This is a genomic window from Enterococcus massiliensis, from assembly GCF_001050095.1.
GTDB classification, from domain to species: Bacteria; Bacillota; Bacilli; order Lactobacillales; family Enterococcaceae; genus Enterococcus_C; species Enterococcus_C songbeiensis.
The window spans coordinates 998,145-1,020,091 of the sequence record NZ_CVRN01000007.1; the positions used below are offsets into that span (position 1 = coordinate 998,145).

Annotated in this window: 17 protein-coding genes and 1 riboswitch; of the genes, 16 read left to right on the forward strand and 1 reads right to left on the reverse strand. The window is 40.5% G+C overall.

The features are described from left to right. Window positions 1–5: 5 nt before the first annotated feature. From purM to wecB, 7 genes are all read left to right on the forward strand, one after another. Entirely contained in the window at window positions 6–1,052 is a 1,047-nt protein-coding gene (gene purM / locus BN1875_RS12070) for a phosphoribosylformylglycinamidine cyclo-ligase (RefSeq protein WP_048605080.1), read from the forward strand. Beyond that, window positions 1,049–1,642, forward strand: coding sequence for a phosphoribosylglycinamide formyltransferase (gene purN / locus BN1875_RS12075; RefSeq protein ID WP_048605081.1), 594 nt, complete (start codon window positions 1,049–1,051; stop codon window positions 1,640–1,642). Before purM ends, purN begins: the two co-directional genes overlap by 4 nt. Continuing rightward, a complete protein-coding gene (gene purH, locus BN1875_RS12080; RefSeq protein WP_048605082.1) occupies window positions 1,623–3,158 on the forward strand; it encodes a bifunctional phosphoribosylaminoimidazolecarboxamide formyltransferase/IMP cyclohydrolase in 1,536 nt (511 codons plus the stop codon). Before purN ends, purH begins: the two co-directional genes overlap by 20 nt. Window positions 3,159–3,180: 22 nt before the next feature. Then, entirely contained in the window at window positions 3,181–4,437 is a 1,257-nt protein-coding gene (gene purD / locus BN1875_RS12085; RefSeq protein WP_048605083.1) for a phosphoribosylamine--glycine ligase, read from the forward strand. Window positions 4,438–4,618: 181 nt separating this feature from the next. Further along, the gene (locus BN1875_RS12090) at window positions 4,619–5,533 is read left to right on the forward strand and encodes an aldo/keto reductase (protein WP_048605084.1); all 915 of its coding nucleotides are present in this window, start codon (window positions 4,619–4,621) and stop codon (window positions 5,531–5,533) included. Window positions 5,534–5,736: 203 nt separating this feature from the next. After that, window positions 5,737–6,714, forward strand: a complete 978-nt coding sequence (guaC, locus tag BN1875_RS12095) for a GMP reductase (protein WP_137605304.1) — start codon at window positions 5,737–5,739, stop codon at window positions 6,712–6,714. Window positions 6,715–6,855: 141 nt separating this feature from the next. Then, complete coding sequence (gene wecB, locus BN1875_RS12100; RefSeq protein WP_048605086.1) at window positions 6,856–7,953, forward strand: non-hydrolyzing UDP-N-acetylglucosamine 2-epimerase; 1,098 nt, start codon at window positions 6,856–6,858, stop codon at window positions 7,951–7,953. Window positions 7,954–8,004: 51 nt separating this feature from the next. Here wecB and BN1875_RS12105 read toward each other — a convergent pair whose 3' ends face one another. Further along, window positions 8,005–9,486 carry an AcpB/EbpR/MafR family transcriptional regulator gene (locus BN1875_RS12105; protein ID WP_048605087.1) on the reverse strand — a complete coding sequence of 494 codons (1,482 nt, stop codon included), beginning with the start codon at window positions 9,484–9,486 and terminating at the stop codon, window positions 8,005–8,007. Window positions 9,487–9,590: 104 nt separating this feature from the next. After that, window positions 9,591–9,766: riboswitch (M-box (ykoK) riboswitch) on the forward strand. Window positions 9,767–10,054: 288 nt separating this feature from the next. Between BN1875_RS12105 and mgtA the strand changes: the two genes are divergently transcribed. The 9 genes from mgtA (at window position 10,055) to BN1875_RS12150 (ending at window position 21,945) form a co-directional block, all read left to right on the forward strand. Further along, window positions 10,055–12,649, forward strand: a complete 2,595-nt coding sequence (mgtA, locus tag BN1875_RS12110; protein WP_048605088.1) for a magnesium-translocating P-type ATPase — start codon at window positions 10,055–10,057, stop codon at window positions 12,647–12,649. Window positions 12,650–13,032: 383 nt separating this feature from the next. After that, entirely contained in the window at window positions 13,033–14,142 is a 1,110-nt protein-coding gene (gene pdhA / locus BN1875_RS12115) for a pyruvate dehydrogenase (acetyl-transferring) E1 component subunit alpha (RefSeq protein WP_048605089.1), read from the forward strand. Between the two features lie 2 nt (window positions 14,143–14,144). Beyond that, the gene (locus BN1875_RS12120; RefSeq protein WP_048605090.1) at window positions 14,145–15,122 is read left to right on the forward strand and encodes an alpha-ketoacid dehydrogenase subunit beta; all 978 of its coding nucleotides are present in this window, start codon (window positions 14,145–14,147) and stop codon (window positions 15,120–15,122) included. A gap of 35 nt (window positions 15,123–15,157) precedes the next feature. Continuing rightward, a complete protein-coding gene (locus tag BN1875_RS12125) occupies window positions 15,158–16,765 on the forward strand; it encodes a dihydrolipoyllysine-residue acetyltransferase (protein ID WP_048605091.1) in 1,608 nt (535 codons plus the stop codon). A 7-nt stretch (window positions 16,766–16,772) separates the two neighbouring features. Further along, on the forward strand, window positions 16,773–18,179 hold the full coding sequence (gene lpdA, locus BN1875_RS12130) for a dihydrolipoyl dehydrogenase (RefSeq protein WP_048605092.1): 1,407 nt from the start codon (window positions 16,773–16,775) through the stop codon (window positions 18,177–18,179). A gap of 107 nt (window positions 18,180–18,286) precedes the next feature. After that, window positions 18,287–18,562: a UPF0223 family protein gene (locus tag BN1875_RS12135; protein ID WP_048605093.1), complete on the forward strand. Its 276-nt coding sequence runs from the start codon at window positions 18,287–18,289 to the stop codon at window positions 18,560–18,562. 7 nt (window positions 18,563–18,569) lie between these two features. Further along, window positions 18,570–19,340 (forward strand): inositol monophosphatase family protein, encoded by a 771-nt coding sequence (locus tag BN1875_RS12140; protein ID WP_048605094.1) that lies wholly within the window; start codon window positions 18,570–18,572, stop codon window positions 19,338–19,340. Window positions 19,341–19,474: 134 nt separating this feature from the next. Further along, window positions 19,475–21,316 carry a translational GTPase TypA gene (gene typA / locus BN1875_RS12145; RefSeq protein ID WP_048605095.1) on the forward strand — a complete coding sequence of 614 codons (1,842 nt, stop codon included), beginning with the start codon at window positions 19,475–19,477 and terminating at the stop codon, window positions 21,314–21,316. A 326-nt stretch (window positions 21,317–21,642) separates the two neighbouring features. Then, a complete protein-coding gene (locus tag BN1875_RS12150) occupies window positions 21,643–21,945 on the forward strand; it encodes an Fpa/YlaN family protein (RefSeq protein ID WP_048605096.1) in 303 nt (100 codons plus the stop codon). The last annotated feature ends 2 nt before the right edge of the window (window positions 21,946–21,947 follow it).

The window sequence follows — 21,947 nt, forward strand, 5'->3', positions numbered from 1 at the left end:
ATTACGTGACAAACGCATACGCGAAAGCTGGGGTAGATGTGGAAGCCGGCTATGAAGTGGTTGAACGAATCAAAAAACATGTAGAAAAAACAAAAAGACTCGGTGTGATGGGAAGTCTGGGTGGCTTTGGCGGTTGTTTTGATCTTTCCGCACTTTCTGTGAAAGAACCGGTATTGGTTTCTGGAACGGATGGCGTCGGAACGAAATTGCTGGTTGCCATTCAAGAAGGTAAACATGATACGATTGGCATTGATTGTGTTGCCATGTGTGTGAATGATATCGTGGCACAAGGAGCAGAACCATTGTATTTTCTAGACTATATTGCTACCGGAAAAAATCAGCCCGCTCGATTGGAACAAGTGGTAGCGGGGGTTGCTGAGGGCTGTCTACAGGCTGGCGCAGCTTTGATTGGCGGTGAAACAGCAGAAATGCCTGGGATGTACGGTGAGGGAGAATACGATTTGGCTGGTTTTGCTGTTGGTATCGCTGAAAAAAGTCAGTTGATTACTGGGGAAACCATCCAAGCCGGTGATTATTTAGTTGGACTACCCTCATCGGGAATCCATTCCAACGGCTATTCACTGGTTCGGAAAATCTTTTTTGACGACCATCATTTTTCAGGAAGCCAGCAGTTACCAGAATTAGGAAATGAATCACTGGGGACTGTTTTATTGACGCCAACAAAAATTTATGTGAAGGCGTTATTGCCATTAATTAAAGAACAACTGGTTGCCGGTGTCGCCCATATTACTGGGGGCGGTTTTGTTGAAAATATTCCTCGAATGCTGCCGGAAAATTTATCAGCTGAAATGGAAAAAGGAACTTGGCCGGTATTACCGATTTTTCATGCCCTAAAAAAATACGGTGAATTGTCAGAAGCGGAAATGTATGAAATTTTTAATATGGGTATCGGAATGGTTTTAGCTGTTACGCCAGAAAACCTTGCGAAAGTTCAAGCGTCCTTGCTGAAATCAGGGGAAGAAAGTTTTGTCATCGGAAAAGTTGTTCCTAAGAAAAAGGACGCAGTAGTGGTGAAAGGATCAACAGAATGAGGGTCGCTGTGTTGGCATCAGGAAATGGCAGTAACTTTGAGGCAATTGTGAAAAGTTATCAACGACGAGAGATTCCCGGAGAACTTGTTTTGCTTTTTTCAGATAAAAAAGAGTCCTACGCAATGAAACGGGCTGAAATGCATGGAATTCCAGCATTCACTTTTTCGCCAAAAGATTTTCCTTCAAAAGACTGCTATGAAGAAGCCCTTTTTGATTTATTTGCGGACCACCGGATTGATTACTTGATTTTGGCCGGTTATTTACGAATTATCGGTAAAAAATTATTACAGGCTTTTCCTAACCGGATTATTAATATTCATCCTTCTTTGTTGCCGGCATTTCCGGGACTTCACGGAATCGAAGACGCTTTTTCATACGGAGTGAAAATGACCGGAGTCACCGTTCATTTTGTGGATGACGGCGTTGATACTGGACCAATTGTTGCACAAAAAGGTGTATCGATCTTACCTGAGGATACTCTCGAAACTTTGACAGAAAAAATTCATCGGGTGGAACATCAGTTGTATCCCAAAACGATTGCAGAACTATTCAAACAGGAGGAAGCAAGAAATGAAACGAGCATTGATTAGCGTATCGGATAAAACAGGCATTCTTGAATTGGCAAAAGGGTTATTGGCAGCCGGATTTGAAATCATCTCCACCGGAGGGACGCAAAAAGTTTTAGCTGACGCAAATATCGAGACGATTACGATTGAGTCAGTCACCGGTTTCCCGGAGATGATGGACGGACGGGTAAAAACACTCCATCCGGCAATTCATGGCGGATTGTTGGCGCGGCGAGATTTACCAGCGCATCTTGCGGCAATGGAAGCCCATCAGATTTCGCCAATTGATTTAGTTGTAGTCAATCTTTATCCCTTTAAAGAAACGATTCAGCAGCCGGATGTCACCGTTGCTGAGGCAATTGAACAAATTGATATCGGTGGTCCCAGCATGTTGCGTTCAGCAGCAAAAAACCATGCTTCAGTTACCGTACTCGTTGATCCAGCCGATTATTCCGTTGTATTACAGGAGTTAGCTGAGGAGGGCGTAACTCTTGCTACGAGACAACGGCTTGCTGCAAAAGTTTTTCGCCACACGGCTGCCTATGATGCATTGATTGCAGAGTTTTTGACAGAGAAGTTTGAAAAAGAAACTCCCGAAAAAGTAACTGTCACTTATGAGTTGAAACAGCCGTTGCGTTATGGGGAAAATAGTCACCAAAGAGCAACGTTTTATCAATCAGCATTGCCGGTTGCCTATTCCATTGCTAGCGGAACACAGTTGCATGGGAAAGAATTATCTTACAATAATATCAAGGATGCTGATGCTGCTTTGCGGATTGCCAGAGAATTTTCTGAACCGACAGTTGTTGCTTTGAAGCACATGAATCCTTGTGGCATTGGTAGAGGAGCAACGATTGAGGAAGCCTATGATTTTGCCTATGAAGCTGATACGGTTTCGATTTTTGGTGGAGTAGTGGTATTGAATCGGGAAGTTGATTTATCAACTGCTGAAAAAATGCATCGTTTATTTTTAGAAATCATTCTGGCACCCTCGTTTACGCCGGAAGCTTTTGAGGTATTAGCTAGCAAGAAAAATTTGCGATTAATGACAGTCGATTTTGATTCAACAGCAACGAAAGAAACAGAAATGGTTTCGGTTTTAGGTGGTGTGTTGATTCAAGAACAAGATATTCTTCAAGAGGATGAAAGCCAGTGGCAAGTGGTCACGAAACGGCAGCCAACCGAAGCAGAAAAACAAGCGTTGCAATTTGCATGGAAAGCAGTCAAGCATGTGAAATCAAATGCGATTCTTCTTGCAAACCAATACCAAACTGTGGGAATCGGTGCTGGTCAAATGAATCGAGTGGGTTCGATGAAAATTGCAATCCAGCAGGCAGAAGAAAACAATAAGTTAACCGATGCTGTAGTGGCAAGTGATGCATTTTTTCCAATGAGTGACAGTGTGGAATTTGCAGCCCAGCATGGAATCCGGGCAATCATTCAACCTGGTGGCAGCATCAAGGATCAAGAATCCATTGACATGGCAAATAAATACGATATTGCCATGATTTTTACCGGTGTACGTCATTTTAGACATTAACCCAAGTTTCTAGGAGGAAGCCATGAAAATATTAGTAATCGGCAGCGGTGGGAGAGAACATGCCATTGCGAGAAAATTATTGGCAGAAAAACAGGTCACTGCGGTTTATTGTGCTAAAGGAAATCCGGGAATGGCCAAAGACGGGATTTGTTTAGTGGATATTCCAGAAGACGACCATGAGGCATTGATCGATTTTGTTAAAAAAGAAAATATTGCTTGGACTTTCGTAGGACCAGAAATTCCTTTATTGAATGGCATTGTTGATGATTTCCAACAGGCAGGTTGTAAAATTTTTGGCCCTACTAAAGCAGCAGCCGAGATTGAAGGATCGAAGGATTTTGCGAAAAAATTGATGCAAGACAATGGCATTCCAACGGCGGCGTATCAAACCTTTATAGAACTTGCTCCTGCTATGGAATATGTGAAAGAGCAAGGGGTACCGATTGTTATCAAAGCAGACGGATTAGCGGCAGGAAAAGGGGTAGTAGTGGCAGAAACATTGCCCCAAGCGATCCATGCGTTAGAAGATATGCTGGCACACCATAAATTTGGCAAAAGTGGAGCAAAGGTCGTAATCGAAGAATTTCTTGATGGTGAGGAATTTTCATTAATGGCATTTGTTAAAGGCAGCGAAGTTTATCCAATGGTCATCGCACAAGACCATAAGCGGGCGTACGATGGTGATCATGGCCCCAACACTGGTGGAATGGGGGCGTATTCTCCAGTTCCGCAAATTTCGGATGCGTTGGTAGCGGAAGCAGTAGAAAAAGTTTTGAAACCGGCTGCCATAGGGATGATTGAAAAAAACATTCCCTTTCAAGGAATTTTGTATGCGGGTTTGATTGCTACAGAAAAAGGCCCCAAAGTGATTGAATTTAATGCCCGGTTTGGTGACCCGGAAACACAAGTCGTTTTACCACGACTATCTTCAAGCTTGTTTCAAATCATTGATAATTTGCTGAATGATAAAGTACCGACAATTACGTGGTCACCACAGACTTCCCTTGGGGTTGTTGTCGCCGCAGAAGGCTATCCAGAAAAATACCAACAGGGAATGCCGATTCCATCCATTCTTTCATCGAAAGTTCGTGTGTCTTATGCCGGGGTTGCAGAATCTGAAAACGGAACCTTACAGGCAAATGGAGGCAGGGTTTTCTTGGTAGAAGCGACCGGCAGTACTGTGGATGAAGCAAAAAGGCAAGTGTATCAGACGCTAGATGAATTACCTCTGTCCAAAATGTTTTATCGCCACGATATTGGAGAAAAAGCAGGAAGCTAATCTTCAAAATTTATCATAGAAAATGAAGCCTTTTCATGAACGGTTGTGGTACAATTTGACATGAAAGCAACATATGCCGATTCTTTGGCGCTTCTCATTCGTGGATGGGAATACGGCATGAAAATAGGTTGAAGTTTTGACAGAAATTTTAACTCATAATGTGAACAAGGAGGAATTTTTTATGAAACAGGTAAAGTTTGGTTCAGAAGATTTAGCAGTTTCCAGCGTGATTCTGGGTTGTATGCGGATCAACAATGCAAAAGATCCGGTAAAAGTGATTGAAACAGCAGTTGAAAATGGGATTACTTTCTTTGACCATGCAGATATTTATGGGCAAGGAAGTTGTGAGTCGATTTTTGCGGATGCTTTAGCAAAAACCAACTACAAACGCGAAGATTTATTTATTCAAACAAAATGCGGCATTGTTCCAGGTGTGATGTATGATTTCTCGAAAAAACACATCATTGAAGCAGTGGAAGGCAGTCTGACTCGATTGAGAGTTGATTATGTGGATGCGTTATTGCTTCACCGTCCAGATACGTTGTTTGAACCTGAGGAAGTAGCAGCAGCATTCGATCAACTAGCAGCAGATGGCAAGGTGAAATATTTTGGTGTCAGCAATCAAAATCCCGGACAAATTGATTTGTTGAAAAAATATGTTCGGCAACCATTGCTTGCAAACCAATTACAATTTGGAATTAAGCATTCAGAAATGATTGATCGTGGATTGCACGTCAATATGACGGATGCTGGCAGTTTTGATCACGATGGCGGTATTTTAGAATATTCCCGCTTGCATGATATGACGATCCAAGCCTGGTCTCCTTATCAATACGGTTTCTTTGATGGCGTTTTTATTGATAACGAAAAATTCCCAGAATTGAATCAAAAATTACAGGAAATGGCAGAAAAATACAACACGACACCAACTGGAATTGCCTCTGCTTGGATTTTACGCCATCCAGCCAATATGCAAGTGATTGCCGGAACGATGACGCCGCATCGAATCGAAGAAATCGCCAAAGCTTCTGAAATCGAAATGACCAGAGAAGATTGGTACAGTGTGTATTTGGCAGCAGGGAATATTTTGCCATAAAAACAGATTGCTATTTCAGTCTATTTAAATAGAATAAACGAAAATCGTTCGTGATTTACGAACGATTTTTCTTTTTTATAAAAAACATTTCGATAAATCATTGATTTCCCCGATTAATTGCGCTAAATTACATAGGGCGCTAAGAGACGCCGATGATTAAATTGTTTTTTGGATACAGAAAGGATGTTCTATTTATGTTTGACATGAAAGTATTTGATTATGAAGATATCCAATTGATTCCTAATAAGTGTATCGTCAATAGTCGATCCGAATGTGATACACAAGTAACACTCGGTGGTCACACCTTTAAAATGCCGGTGGTTCCTGCTAATATGCAGACAATCATCGATGATAAAATTGCAGAATTTTTAGCAGAAAACGGTTATTTCTATATCATGCACCGTTTTGATGAAGCGGCACGGATTCCTTTTATTAAAAAAATGAAGCAACGGGGATTAATTTCTTCAATTAGTGTGGGGGTAAAAGCGTCAGAATATACCTTCGTGGAAGAATTGGCAAAAGAAAATCTGATTCCTGATTATATTACTATTGATATCGCTCATGGGCATGCCAATTCTGTCATCGATATGATTCAACACATCAAAAGACAAGTACCTACAACTTTTGTAATTGCCGGCAATGTTGGGACTCCGGAAGCTGTTCGCGAATTAGAAAATGCGGGAGCTGATGCTACCAAAGTCGGTATTGGACCAGGAAAAGTATGTATCACAAAAATCAAAACCGGTTTTGGTACCGGTGGTTGGCAGTTGGCTGCCGTTCGTTGGTGTGCAAAAGCGGCCCGTAAACCAATCATTGCGGATGGGGGAATTCGTACCCATGGCGATATCGCAAAATCAATTCGGTTTGGCGCAACGATGGTGATGATTGGCTCGTTATTTGCTGGACACGAAGAATCTCCGGGAGAAACAAAAGTCGAAAATGGTATCGTCTATAAAGAATATTTTGGCAGTGCCTCTGAATTTCAAAAGGGCGAAAAGAAAAATGTCGAAGGAAAAAAAATCTGGATTCAACACAAAGGATCATTGAAAGATACCTTGGTGGAAATGCAGCAGGATCTCCAATCATCAATTTCTTATGCTGGTGGCAAGGATTTAGAAGCAATTCGCAAAGTAGACTACGTGATTGTTAAGAATTCAATTTTTAACGGAGATACAATCTAAAAGCTACGATTATCAACAAAGTAAAAATGTTATAACCTGTAAATAAAAATCGTGCCGCGAAGGTTTCCGGCACGATTTTTGTTTTGAGGAGAGTGGACTTGCTGGGCTTTTTTGGTACAATGGGGAAAAGGAAGTGAAACAATGACGATTAAAGTAATGTCTATCTTTGGGACACGTCCGGAAGCAATCAAGATGGCACCGCTGATTAAAACATTGGAGCAAGACCCGCGTTTTACCTCTATTGTAACAGTGACGGGACAGCATCGGGAAATGTTGGATCAGGTTTTGCAGGTGTTTCAAATTCATCCGGATCATGATTTGAATATTATGAGCGCCAATCAGACATTGACGGGAATCACAACAAAAGTCTTATTGGCACTGGAGCCAATATTGCTTGCGGAACGCCCCGATATTATTTTAGTACATGGAGACACGACAACGACGTTTGCGGCGGCAACTGCGGCTTTTTATCAACAAATAAAAATCGGTCATGTGGAAGCTGGTTTGCGAACTTGGAACAAATGGTCACCCTATCCTGAGGAAATGAATCGCCAATTGACAGATGTTTTGGCAGATCTTTATTTTGCCCCTACGAAAGAAAGTGCCGAAAATTTACGGCGGGAACATCGAGAAGAAACGGCCATCGTGGTTACCGGAAATACAGCAATCGATGCAATGAAATATACGGTCTCAGCAGATTATCATCATCAAAACCTTTCAACAAAAGAAAAACTGCTTTTAGTAACGATGCACCGGCGGGAAAATCTTGGTGAGCCGATGGTTCATGTTTTTCGAGCGTTGGCAAAAATCGCAAGGGAATTTCCGGAAGTCTCGATTGTTTTTCCAATGCATAAAAATCCCCGCGTGCGAGAAACTGCCCGAAAAATTTTGGGAAATGCTGAAAATGTTCGGTTGATCGAACCTTTAGATGTCGTAGATTTTCATAATTTTGCAGCAAAGAGCTATCTGATTTTAACTGATTCCGGTGGGGTACAAGAAGAAGCGCCATCCTTAGGCGTACCAGTTCTTGTATTACGAGAAACGACCGAACGTCCAGAAGGAATTGCGGCGGGAACATTGAAATTAGTAGGAACTGACGAGACCATTGTCTATCAGGAAACGAAGAAATTATTGGAAGATTCCGCTGCCCATCAGCAAATGGCGCAGGCGAATAATCCATACGGTGACGGATTTGCAAGTGAACGAATTGCCGCTGCCATCGCAGAATATTTTAAATAAGAAAAAAATCCAAACGCTAGAATCTGGCGATCGTTTGGATTTTTTTCATCTTCAGCTGGGTTCTCGAGTTCGGATGAGGTGATTGATGGTACGTTGAATTTTCTGAAAGTCTTCCAATGACGGGGCAGCTTTAATGGTTATCACGGGTAATTCTGGAAAAGTATGGAGCAACTCAAAGGTAGTGAGAAGCAAATCAAATTGCTGTAACTGTTGCTGAATCAAATGGTGATGATCAAAAATATTTTCAATAGTTGAAAATATTAAATTTCCGTCTAAAAGTTGATGTGCTTTTTCTTTTAGAAATTGTCCATGAAAAGGTGCGATGTCTGACATGACGAGGATACGTAACGGCGGCATCAATTTTTCCAATAAATCCGGCAGAGCCGTCAGTAAGATAAAGAGTTGATGGTATCGTTGATCAGACGTAATTCGTACGCGATATTTCAATCGGAAATGATCGATGAATTGGTGAAGTTGCTGCAATTCATTTGGATAATTTTGCTGGTAGTCCTCGATAAAATGGTGCCGATCATTCCTCAAAATTGTCACGATATCGCCATTTTTTGTATAAATCAAATTCTCATCACAGAGAAGCTGTAAGATCTGCTGTCTTTTTTGTGATGGAAGGGAAAGAGAAAAGTGTTGTTCTAATTCTTGTAAATAGTATTCTGCAAAACCATAGACTTTTGCTACCCAAGGATTATTTTTTTTGGCAGCGGTAAAATGGTTGGTTGATAAGAAATAGCTGTCGGTAAAATAGGGCCAAAGAATTTCTTCAATAAAATAAGGGATATTTTTACCGAGTGCTTCCTGTTGGATTTCTGTCAGAAGTTGTGGTTCTGATAGAATGAAGGATTTATCTGCAGAACAAGCAACCATCGAATGCCCCTTCTGCAAACGGAGGATAGCTACGGAAGCAGCAATGACCAGTTGTTCATGGAGCAGATATTGTTCATCCAGTCGGTTTTCTTTCAGAAAAGAAACGATCCATTGACTCAGACGCTGATCCAGATCTGTCTCTGGAAAAAAAGTGACATTATTTTTACGATGCTCTTTGAAATATTTAGTAAACAAGTAACGGATGAAGGGTTCATTTCCACACAAGCGTAAAGGATTTCTTTCGATTCGCACTTCTATTTCTGCTAAAATTTCTGCTAATTTTTTTAAAAGGCGATTACAGGAAGTGGTACTGATGAATAATCGTTCAGCGGCTTCCGTTTGTACTTTGCAGTTTTCTTGCAACAAAAGATGCAACAACTGCATTTCGGTGGTTTGACCAATCAAACGACTATAAAGCGAATCCAGACTAAATCCTGGAAGATGTCTTAAACGATAGCCGCTTTGCACTCGCTCAATCTTCAATTCCGGAATCTGTTGATTGATCTGCTGGATGTCTTCCCGCAAGATGGGAAGAGAACTTTTTGTCACCTGCAGCAAGTCCATGTTGGTTGCGTCTTTTTTGTTAAAGTAAAGATATTCAAGCAAAAGCAAACGTCTCTTATCTTCTTTTTTTAATAAATTGCGTAAATTCAAACCATCACCTCGTTATTATTGTAACGAATCAAAATAGTCAAAATCAAGATAAAATAAACAGCTTATTGACTATTTTATGATCCTGATTTATAGTTGAAGTGTAATTAAATAATTGTTAGGTGAGGCTCCTATATAGAAACAAGCTGCTGCCGCGAAAGGATCGAGAGATTCTTAGTTTGGTTTGAACAGGGATAGATCGTGAAGGTCATCCATAATGCAGCTGATAGTCATAATGACGATCTACGCTATATAGTGCTAAAGCTCTACGATGATCAAAAACGTTCGTATTACGCGTGTTCATTGTTGAGCGCGCGTTTTTTTGTGTTTTGTTGAATTCGTACAGTGATACAGATTTTCTTTGCGTTTTTGAAGGGAAAATTGGTCATCGAATTTGTGAAAAATCATATATTTTCGATGAAAAGACAAAAGAAATTCTAGTGCTTGACCAGTGACAAAATGAAAGGATGATGGTTATGGATCACCCCAGTCCCCAGATAAGAATATCAGTCATGAAAATCAGTGCTAGGAGTTCTGTTTCTTAAACTCCTAGCAAACAGGAGGGAAGAAAATGTTAAACAAAAAAAACGACTCAAAAGAATTGGAATTAAAAAAACTTGCTCTACTTTCAGAAAGAGAGTTATTCATGAATTTGCGAACTTCATTGAATGGACTTTCAGAAGAGGATGCTCAAAAACGATTGGCTGAATTTGGTCCCAATCGGATTGATGCAGAAAAACCAACTCCAGCATGGTTATTATTCTTTGGTGGTTTTAAAGATCCCTTTGTTTTAGTTTTAGCGTTATTGATGATTGTTTCTGCTGCTACCGGTGATTTTGAAGCGGCGATTGTTATGGGAATTATGATTTTAGCCAGCGTATTAATCACTTTTATTCAAGAATATCGCTCCCAAAAAGCTAGTTTGGCCCTCAAGGAAATGATCGAAAATACTTGTGGCGTCACACGAGAAGGAATCAAACGGGAAATACCGATGGATGAAGTCGTACCGGGAGATATTGTTACTTTGGCGACCGGTGATATGATTCCAGCAGATGCGATTTTAGTCTGGACGAAAGACCTTTTTGTGAATCAATCTTCATTGACAGGAGAATCTATGCCGGTAGAAAAATTTGTCGAGGCAGGAATCGACAAAGAACAAAATGTTTCAGCTTTAGACATGCAGGACCTGGTTTTTATGGGAACGGATGTCTTAAGTGGGCAAGGAATAGCCATTATTTTAAAGACCGGTCAGATGACCTTTTTCGGTGATATTGCCAAAAATGCTACCAAAAAAAGAGGAAAAACTGCTTTTGAAACAGGACTGACTCAGGTCAGCAAACTGTTATTGCGAATGGTGGCTGTATTATTTCCCGTCGTTTTTTTGATCAATGGTTTTACGAAAGGTGATTGGAGCTCGGCTTTCTTTTTTGCAATTGCGGTGGCTGTAGGATTGACGCCAGAAATGTTGCCGATGATTGTTACCAGCAATTTAGCAAAGGGCGCCTTGGCGCTTTCAAGGAAAAAAGTAATCGTCAAAGAATTACCAGCGATTCAAAATCTTGGTAGCATGGACGTTTTATGTACAGACAAAACCGGAACAATCACCGAAGATCGGGTGGTCTTAGTGGAACATCTCAATCCGTTAGGTCAAGAAAATCAACAAGTATTGGACATGGCTTTCTTGAATTCCAATTACCAAACCGGTTGGAAAAATTTGATGGATATCGCGGTAATCAACTATTATCAAGAGACGGATCGTACATTGCCCTTTAATGAAGTAATTAAAATTGATGAGATTCCCTTTGATTTTTCTCGGCGACGAATGACCGCCGTGGTCAAAGCAGATGGGCATCAAATCATGGTAACAAAGGGTGCTGTTGAAGAGATGGAGCAAATTTGTCAATATGCAGAACTTGACGGCAAAACAATTCCTCTGACAGATGATCTGCGAAAACAAATGCGGGAAGTCAATATTCAAATGAATAAAAAAGGTATGCGGGTTCTGACAGTGGCAATCAAACGGGACGCTCATACAGCTGCGACCTATTCCATTGAAGATGAGCAAGACATGATTTTAATCGGTTTTGTCGGCTTCCTTGATCCAGCCAAGGCATCAGCGAAATCAGCAATTCAATCTCTGCATGCACACGGTGTCAACGTCAAGGTGCTGACTGGCGACAATCCTATCGTTGCCAAAAAAGTTTGCGAAGATGTTGGGATCGAAGTCAACAGGATTTTACTAGGCTCTGATATAGAAGAAATCAGCGAAAAAGAATTAGCTGAATTGGTGGAAAATACTAATCTTTTTGCTAAATTGAATCCTATGCAAAAATCACGAATCATTGCCAGTCTGCAAGAAAAAGGACATACCGTAGGCTTTATGGGGGATGGAATCAATGATGCTCCTGCACTACGAAAAGCAGATGTGGGAATATCTGTAGATACAGCGGCAGATATCACGAAGGATGCCAGTTCGATTATTCTTTTGGAAAAAAGTTTAAACGTTTTGGAAACAGGAGTCATTGAAGGTCGAAAAGTTTTTAATAATATGATGAAATACATCAAAAATACAATCAGTTCCAATTTTGGAAATGTATTCTCAATTTTAGTTGCCAGTGCTTTTCTCCCTTTTCTCCCAATGCTATCGATTCAGTTATTGGTGCAAAATCTGATTTACGATATGGCACAACTGACGATTCCTTGGGACAACGTGGATAAAGAAGAACTGCAAAAGCCTGTTCGCTGGGAGATTGGCAACCTGCTTCAATTTACACTTTTTATTGGTCCAGTCAGCAGTATCTTTGATATTTTAACGTATGTTGTGATGTGGTTTATTTTTAGCGGTAACACGCTTGCTGAACAAAGCCTTTTCCAAACCGGGTGGTTTATGGTCGGTCTAGTCAGTCAAACACTAGTGGTGCATATGCTGCGAACTAGAAAAGTTCCATTTTTTCAAAGTATGGCCTCGTTACCAGTGTTGGCAGCAAGTATGATAGCTATTGCCTTAGGAACTCTTGTCGTCTTATCTCCCCTTCGAGATGTTTTTGGTTTCGTTTTGCTTCCTGCAAGTTACTGGATTTGGTTTGTTGGAATTATCCTCAGTTACCTGCTGGTGGTCCAAATTGCTAAAAAAATCTATATCAAGAAAACAAATAATTGGATTTAATCATTTTTTTAAAATCTTTCGTCTTTTGGCGAAGGATTTTTTTGTGAAAGAAATCATTTTGAAAACTTCCCGAATATTTTTCACTAGAATCTGCGTAAAAAATACAAACTGTATGATATAACTTGAAAAACTGTATTAATATTTCTGTTCATGATTTCTCATACAGCAACAAAAGTGAAAACGGTTGTGTAATTGTGATGTGTTTCACTAAAACTTTGATGAAACTTGGGCTTTTTGAAAATTATTTAATTAAAACGATTGCATTTTACTTGTCTTTCTAGCAGAGAAATGATAGTTTAGTAATGTAAGTGATAAAAAAAGTGATACAGTTAATGTGGCTGTTTCACCCGACTAGAATTTCTAAGAGAGGAAAGTGTGACAAGATGGCAAAGAATCAAAAACAAATTGATTTCGAAAGTTTGTTAGAAAAAATCAATGCAGATTTTCCAACATTCCAAGCTTTGGACAAAGACGGCAATGTGGTGGATGAGGCATTAGTACCTGATTTATCTGATGAAAAACTAGTAGAATTAATGACTCAAATGGTTTGGTCACGTGTACTGGACCAACGCTCAACAGCACTCAACAGACAAGGACGGTTAGGTTTTTATGCTCCGACAGCCGGGCAAGAAGCCAGCCAATTAGCGAGTCATTTCGCATTTGAAAAAGAAGATCGACTATTCCCAGGGTATCGTGATGTTCCTCAACTTGTGCAACATGGACTTCCATTAAAAGAAGCTTTCTTGTGGTCAAGAGGGCACGCTGCCGGAAATCTATACCCAGAAGATCTCCACGCGATGCCACCACAAATCATCATCGGCGCACAATATGTGCAAGCAGCTGGTGTTGCTTTAGGATTGAAAAAACGTGGCAGTAAAAATGTTACATTTGTCTATACTGGTGATGGCGGTTCTTCCCAAGGTGATTTCTATGAAGCAATCAACTTCGCTGGCGCTTATCATGCAAATGCAGTATTCTTCATCCAAAACAACGGGTTTGCTATTTCAACCCCTCGTGAAAAACAAACTGCAGCAAAAACTTTGGCACAAAAAGCAGTAGCCGCTGGTATCCCAGGTATCCAAGTTGATGGGATGGATGCATTAGCTGTTTATACTGTATCAAAAGCCGCTCGTGAATGGGCAGCTAACGGAAATGGACCTGTTTTAATTGAAACATTGACTTACCGTTATGGTCCACATACATTGTCAGGGGATGACCCAACCCGTTACCGTTCGAAAGAATTAGATGGCGAATGGCAACAAAAAGATCCATTGATCCGGATGCGTAAATATTTGACGGACAAAGGATTATGGTCTGAAGAAAAAGAAGAACAAGTAATTGAACAAACAAAAGAAGAAATCAAAGCAGCGATTGCAGAAGCCGATCGCGTACCAAAACAAAAAGTTTCAGATTTCTTGAAGAGTATGTTTGAAGTACAACCACAAAATATCAAAGAACAAATTGCAATCTATGAAGCGAAGGAGTCGAAATAGTCATGGCGCAAAAAACAATGATTCAAGCAATTACTGATGCCTTAGCTCTTGAAATAGAGAAAGACGAAAATGTTTTAGTATTTGGTGAAGACGTTGGGAAAAACGGCGGTGTTTTCCGGGCGACGGAAGGTCTGCAAGCTAAATTCGGCGAAGAACGCGTATTTGATACACCGTTGGCTGAATCTGGTATCGGCGGATTAGCCTTTGGTTTAGCATTAGAAGGCTATCGTCCAGTACCTGAAATCCAATTCTTTGGGTTTGTTTTTGAAGTAATGGATGAAATCGTAGGACAAATGGCTCGTACCCGCTATCGTATGGGTGCAACACGCAACTTGCCGATCACAATTCGTTCACCATTTGGTGGTGGCGTGCATACCCCTGAGTTGCACTCAGATAACTTAGAAGGCTTGATTGCTCAATCACCAGGTATTCGGGTGGTTATTCCATCAAATCCTTACGATGCAAAAGGACTATTGATTGCATCCATTCGCAGCAATGATCCTGTTGTCTTTTTGGAACACATGAAACTATATCGTTCCTTCCGGGAAGAAGTGCCAGATGAAGCTTATGAAGTACCTTTGGACAAAGCAGCAGTAACTCGTGAAGGCTCCGATGTTTCAATCATTACTTATGGCGCAATGGTTCGTGAAGCAATCAAAGCTGCCGACAATTTAGCAAAAGAAAATATCAATGTGGAGATTATCGATTTGCGTACAGTTGCACCTTTAGACGTTGAAACGATTATCAAATCCGTTGAAAAAACCGGTCGTGTGGTTGTTGTTCAAGAAGCACAAAAACAAGCCGGCGTTGGTGCCCAAGTAGTATCAGAAATTTCTGAACGGGCAGTATTGTCACTTCAAGCACCGATTGGTCGGGTTTCTGCACCAGATACGGTCTTCCCATTTGGTCAAGCTGAAAATATCTGGTTACCAAATGCGTCAGATATTGAAGCAAAAGTGAAAGAAATCGTGAATTTTTAATCAACGCTAATTAACTCAGAAGGGAAGAAAGTAAAATGGCTTTTCAATTTAAATTACCAGACATTGGTGAAGGAATTGCAGAAGGTGAAATCGTAAAATGGTTTGTAAAACCAGGTGATACCATCAATGAAGATGACACATTATTAGAAGTACAAAATGATAAATCAGTAGAAGAAATCCCTTCTCCTGTCACAGGTACAGTAAAAAATATCGTCGTTCCAGAAGGTACCGTTGCAAATGTAGGGGATGTTCTTGTTGAAATCGATGCACCTGGTCATGAAGACAATGAAGGAGATGCCGGTGTAGCTGCACAAGAACAAACACCTGCACAACCAGCAGCAGTGCCAACAGAAAGTACTTCCGGTGGCGTCTATCAATTTAAATTGCCTGATATCGGTGAAGGAATCGCAGAAGGCGAAATCGTAAAATGGTTCGTTAAAGCCGGTGATACCATCAACGAAGATGACACATTATTAGAAGTACAAAATGATAAATCAGTAGAAGAAATTCCTTCTCCCGTTACAGGCACAGTGAAAAATATTGTTGTTCCAGAAGGCACCGTTGCAAACGTAGGCGATGTCCTTGTTGAAATCGATGCACCGGGACACAATAATGCTCCTGCTGCGGCCGCACCAGCAAGCGAAGAAAAAGCAGCAGCTCCAGCAGCAGCTAATGCTACCGTGGTTGAAGCAGCGGATCCAAACAAACGTGTATTGGCAATGCCTTCTGTTCGTCAATATGCCCGTGAAAAAGATGTTGATATTTCTCAAGTAACAGCATCAGGAAAAGGCGGACGTGTAACTAAAGAAGATGTTGATCAATTCTTGTCCGGCGGTGGAAAAGCTCCAGCAGCCGCACCAGCACAAAGCGTTTCAGCTTCTGCACAACCAGCGGCAGCTCCTGCGGCAAAACCAAAGGCATTTACTTCAAATCTAAGTGATTTGGAAACACGCGAAGCATTGACGCCGACTCGGAAAGCTATCGCAAAAGCAATGGTTACAAGCAAGCACACAGCACCTCATGTTACATTGCATGATGATGTGGAAGTTTCTGCATTATGGGATCATCGTAAGAAATTCAAGGAAGTTGCTGCAGAAAATGGCACAAAATTAACTTTCTTACCTTATGTTGTAAAAGCTTTGACAGCGACAGTCAAAAAATTCCCTGTATTGAATGCATCTATTGATGACGCATCCCAAGAAGTTGTTTACAAACATTATTTCAACATTGGTATTGCAACGGATACAGATCATGGCTTGTATGTACCAAATGTTAAGAACGCGGATCAAAAAGGAATGTTCGCGATTGCTGATGAAATCAATGATAAAGCAAAATTAGCTCATGATGGTAAATTAGCAGCAGATGATATGCGCAACGGAACAGTTACAATCAGTAATATTGGTTCTGTCGGCGGCGGCTGGTTCACTCCAGTTATCAACTACCCTGAAGTTGCGATCCTTGGCGTGGGAACTATTTCTCAACAACCAATCGTCAATGCAGAAGGAGAAATCGTTGTCGGTCGTGTAATGAAATTATCATTGAGTTTCGATCACCGAATCGTTGACGGCGCAACAGCTCAAAAAGCAATGAACAACATTAAACGTCTATTGGCTAACCCAGAATTAATGTTGATGGAAGGATGATAAACAAATGGTAGTTGGAGATTTTGCTATTGAATTAGATACAGTTGTAATCGGTGCGGGACCTGGCGGCTATGTAGCTGCCATCCGTGCTGCTGAAATGGGACAAAAAGTGGCAATCATTGAACGGGAATATATTGGCGGCGTTTGTTTAAACGTTGGTTGTATTCCTTCAAAAGCATTGATTTCTGCTGGTCATCATTACCAAGAATCTTTGGATTCATCATTGTTTGGCGTAACTAGCGAAAACGTTACGTTGGATTTTGCTAAAACACAAGAATGGAAACAAAATGGCGTTGTTAACAAATTAACCAGCGGTGTTGGCTTCCTATTGAAGAAACATAAAGTAGAAATTCTTGAAGGTGAAGCATTTTTTGTTGATGAACATACGTTGCGAGTAATGCATCCAGATTCAGCACAAACGTATTCTTTCAACAATGCAATTGTCGCAACAGGTTCTCGTCCAATCGAAATTCCTGGCTTTAAATTTGGCGGTCGTGTGTTAGATTCTACCGGCGGTCTGGCATTAAAAGAAGTTCCTAAGAAATTTGTTATCATCGGTGGCGGTGTAATCGGTGCAGAATTAGGCGGCGCGTATGCCAATCTTGGTTCAGAAGTAACAATTCTTGAAGGTACAGCTCAAATTTTGCCAACCTATGAAAAAGATATGGTTAAAATCGTTGAAGAAGAATTCAAGAAAAAAGGCATGAAAGTCATTACTAAAGCAATGGCGAAGGAAGCGATCGACAATGGTGACAGTGTGACCGTTAACTATGAAGTAGATGGCAAACAAGAATCTGTCACTGCTGATTATGTCATGGTTACTGTTGGGCGTCGTCCAAATACAAATGATCTTGGTTTGGAACAAGCAGGCGTTGAAATTGGTGAACGTGGTCTGATCCCAGTAGACAAACAAGGTCGGACGAATGTTTCGAATATCTTTGCAATCGGTGATATTGTTCCCGGTGCTGCCTTGGCTCACAAAGCCAGCTATGAAGCAAAAATTGCTGCAGAAGCAATTTCAGGTAAAAAAGTTGCTGTAGATTACAAAGCAATGCCAGCTGTTGCTTTTACTGATCCTGAATTAGCTTCTGTTGGGATGACGATTGCAGAAGCAAAAGAGGCCGGGTTGAATGCGAAAGCCTTCAAATTCCCATTCTCTGGTAATGGTCGTGCATTATCTCTAGGAAAAACTGAAGGATTCATTCGTTTGGTAACGACGGTTGATGACAATGTCTTAATCGGTGCACAGCTTGCTGGTGTCGGTGCAAGTGACATGGTCTCTGAATTAGCGTTAGCAATTGAATCTGGCATGAATGCCGAAGATATCGCATTGACGATCCATCCACACCCATCTTTAGGTGAAATCGTGATGGATGCTTCAGAACTTGCTTTAGGTATGCCAATCCATATCTAACCTAAATTTTAATAAAGGATTAGGAGCAGGTGAAAACCTGCTCTTTTTCTATATTTTTCGTCAGACTTTATGCTACACTAAGAATTGAATGTTTGAGGTGAGAAAAGATGCGGGAATATCAATATCCCCTTGATCTTGATTGGTCAACAGAAGAAATGGTGATCGTGATGGATATGTGGGAAAAACTGGAGCGCGCCAATGAAAAAGGGCTCAAAGCAGAAGTTTTTCTCCAAAGCTATCAAAAATTTAAGACCGTCGTCAAAAGTCTGGGAGAAGAACGGAAATTGGGACGCGAGTTTGAGAAGCTTTCGGGCTACTCGCTTTATCATACTCTCCAAGAGGCAAAAAAAGAACCCAATGGACAATTAAGAATGAAAGGTTGAATTTGTGATGGATGAAATGATTGACCAGATTAAAAGCTGGATTTACCAAGCCGGAGAAACGATCAAAGAAAATTTGAATGAGACGGTTTTACAGGTGGAGACCAAGTCAAGTCGTAAAGATCTCGTGACAAATCTTGATAAAGCAACACAAGACTTTTTGACGGCCAAAATTTTAGCCTTTGATCCGGAGGCGAAAATTTTAGGAGAAGAAAATGGTCGCGATAAATTAACGGATTTGCAAGGTCGCGTATTTATTATTGATCCGATTGATGGAACCATGAACTTTGTCTTGGAACAAGAAAATTTTTGTATCATGGTAGCAGTCTATGAACAGGGCATCGGACGTTTTGGTTTTGTTTATAATGTCATGAAGGATGAATTTCTTTGGGGCGGTAAGGAAATCGGCGTTTTTTGTAATGACCGTAAAATCACACCACCAAAAAATTTAGCATTAAATGAAGGAATGGTTGGGATGAATACCAACTTGTATAAGCAAAATGCATTTAATTGTCAAAAAATCGGCGACATTGCTATGGGAGTGAGGATGTCTGGTTGTGCCGGTAAAGAATTGATCGGTATCGCTTTAGGCCGTCGCAATGGCTATATTTCTAATTTAGCACCTTGGGATTATGCACCGGGAGATGTCCTGCTGGAAGCATTAGGAATGAAATTTTCTGCCATTGATGGGGAACCTCTAAAGCTGGATGGTCGAGAACTTTTTCTGGCGGGAACTCCGGCAGCATATGAAGAAATGCGGGCAATTATTCAAGAGGCATAGTTTCACAAGCAAAAATAGCATGATGACAACCGTTTTTTCAAAAAAATGAAAACTTTTCACTATATTTCAGAAAGATATTCTGTTATAATTAGCCGTCGAGTGCTATTGAGGAGAACAAAGAAGGAGAAATTACATTGAAATTAAGAACAGATATTCGCAACGTTGCCATTATTGCCCACGTTGACCACGGGAAAACAACGCTAGTAGATGAATTGCTAAAACAATCAGATACCTTAGATAGTCATACCCAATTACAAGAACGGGCAATGGACTCCAATGCGATTGAAAAAGAACGTGGAATTACGATTTTAGCAAAAAATACAGCGGTTGAATATAAAGGAACAAAAATCAACATCATGGATACACCTGGACACGCGGACTTCGGTGGTGAAGTTGAACGGATCATGAAAATGGTTGATGGGGTAGTTCTTGTCGTTGATGCGTATGAAGGAACGATGCCACAAACTCGTTTTGTGTTGAAAAAAGCATTGGAACAACATTTAATACCAATCGTGGTTGTAAATAAAATTGATAAACCTTCTGCACGTCCTGAACATGTAGTTGACGAAGTGTTAGAACTATTTATCGAATTAGGTGCAGATGATGAACAATTAGAGTTTCCAGTGATTTATGCATCAGCAATTAATGGAACATCAAGTCTTTCTGATGATCCTGAAGCCCAAGAACACACAATGGAGCCTGTTTTTGATACAATCATCGAACACATTCCGGCACCGGTAGACAATAGCGAAGAACCTTTGCAATTCCAAGTTTCATTATTGGATTACAATGACTACGTTGGACGTATCGGTATTGGTCGGGTATTCCGTGGAACAATCCGTGTTGGGGACCAAGTAGCTTTGATGAAATTGGATGGCGAAGTGAAAAAATTCCGAGTAACAAAATTGTTTGGTTTCTTTGGTTTGAAACGCTTAGAAATTCAAGAAGCAAAAGCTGGGGATTTGATTGCCGTTTCAGGTATGGAAGATATTTTTGTTGGTGAAACAGTGACACCAGTCGATCATCAAGAAGCATTACCAATTCTGCATATTGATGAACCAACCCTGCAAATGACCTTCTTAGTAAATAATTCACCTTTCGCTGGTCGTGAAGGTAAATTTGTAACAGCTCGTAAAATTGAAGAACGTTTGATGGCTCAACTGCAAACAGATGTTTCTTTGCGAGTAGAAGCAATTGCTCCGGATGCATGGATTGTTTCTGGTCGTGGTGAATTGCATTTGTCGATCTTGATCGAAAATATGCGTCGTGAAGGCTATGAACTGCAAGTTTCTCGCCCAGAAGTTATTGAACGAGAAGTTGACGGTGTGAAATGTGAACCTTTTGAACGAGTACAAATCGATACACCGGAAGAATACATGGGATCAGTTATTGAATCTCTTGGGATGCGTAAAGCTGAAATGCAAGATATGATCCATACAGGAAATGGACAAGTACGGTTGATTTTCTTGGCACCAGCTCGTGGATTGATTGGTTATACGACAGAATTTCTTTCAATGACTCGTGGTTATGGAATCATGCACCACACCTTTGATCAGTACCTTCCAATGTTGCAAGGACAAATTGGCGGACGACGCCAAGGTGCCTTGGTATCTATTGATACAGGAAAAGCAACAATGTATTCCATCATGAGTACGGAAGAACGGGGAACCGTTTTTGTTGAACCAGGTACGGAAGTTTATGAAGGAATGATCGTTGGCGAAAATTCTCGGGATAATGACTTAACTGTCAATATTACAAAAGCGAAGCAAATGACCAACGTTCGTTCAGCAAATAAGGACCAAACTTCTGTAATCAAGAAACCACGGATTTTGACATTAGAAGAATCATTGGAATTCTTGAATGACGATGAATACTGTGAAGTGACTCCTGAAAGTATTCGTTTACGGAAACAAATCCTAAACAAAAACGAACGGGAAAAAGCGTCGAAAAAGAAAAAAATGGTAAGTGATTTATAGAATGGTTAGAAACGTCGAGATGAGAAATCATTTCGGCGTTTTTTTTGTGGAAAACTTCATAGGTTTTTGAATAAGAAACCGTGATTCTAATGGAAAAAACTTTTAAAAGATTTTAATAAGGCAGAAATACTCCACTTGAATGTTTCATATTCTATTAATGTTTCACAACGGAGGAGGATTAAAAAGTTGAAAATCAATGAATTAGAAAAATCGTTCGGCTTTTTCGTGAATTTACAGAAAAATCTAGTAAAGCTTTCTTTCCAGCTATCCAAAATATTTTGTAGATATGCTATAATGATGAAACAAAAGAGGGGGTTCGGTGCAAAATGGAATCTATTTCTCCAGAGTTTGCTCTAGATGTTTTAAAACAAGATGCCGACCGTATCAAACGGTTAATTCGTGATCAAAAAAATAGTTTGTGTATTTCTCAATGCAAAGCCTTTGAAGAAGTTGTCGACACGCAGATGTATGGTCTTTCTCGTCAAGTTGCTTACGCAATTCGTTTAGGGATTGTTTCTAAAGAAGCGGGGCATCAATTATTAAGTGATGTTGAACGGGATTTAAATATTTTATACAGCGAAGTGTATGAAAAACAAGCAAAAAACAGTGAATCCGGCAAGGAGGTTTAACA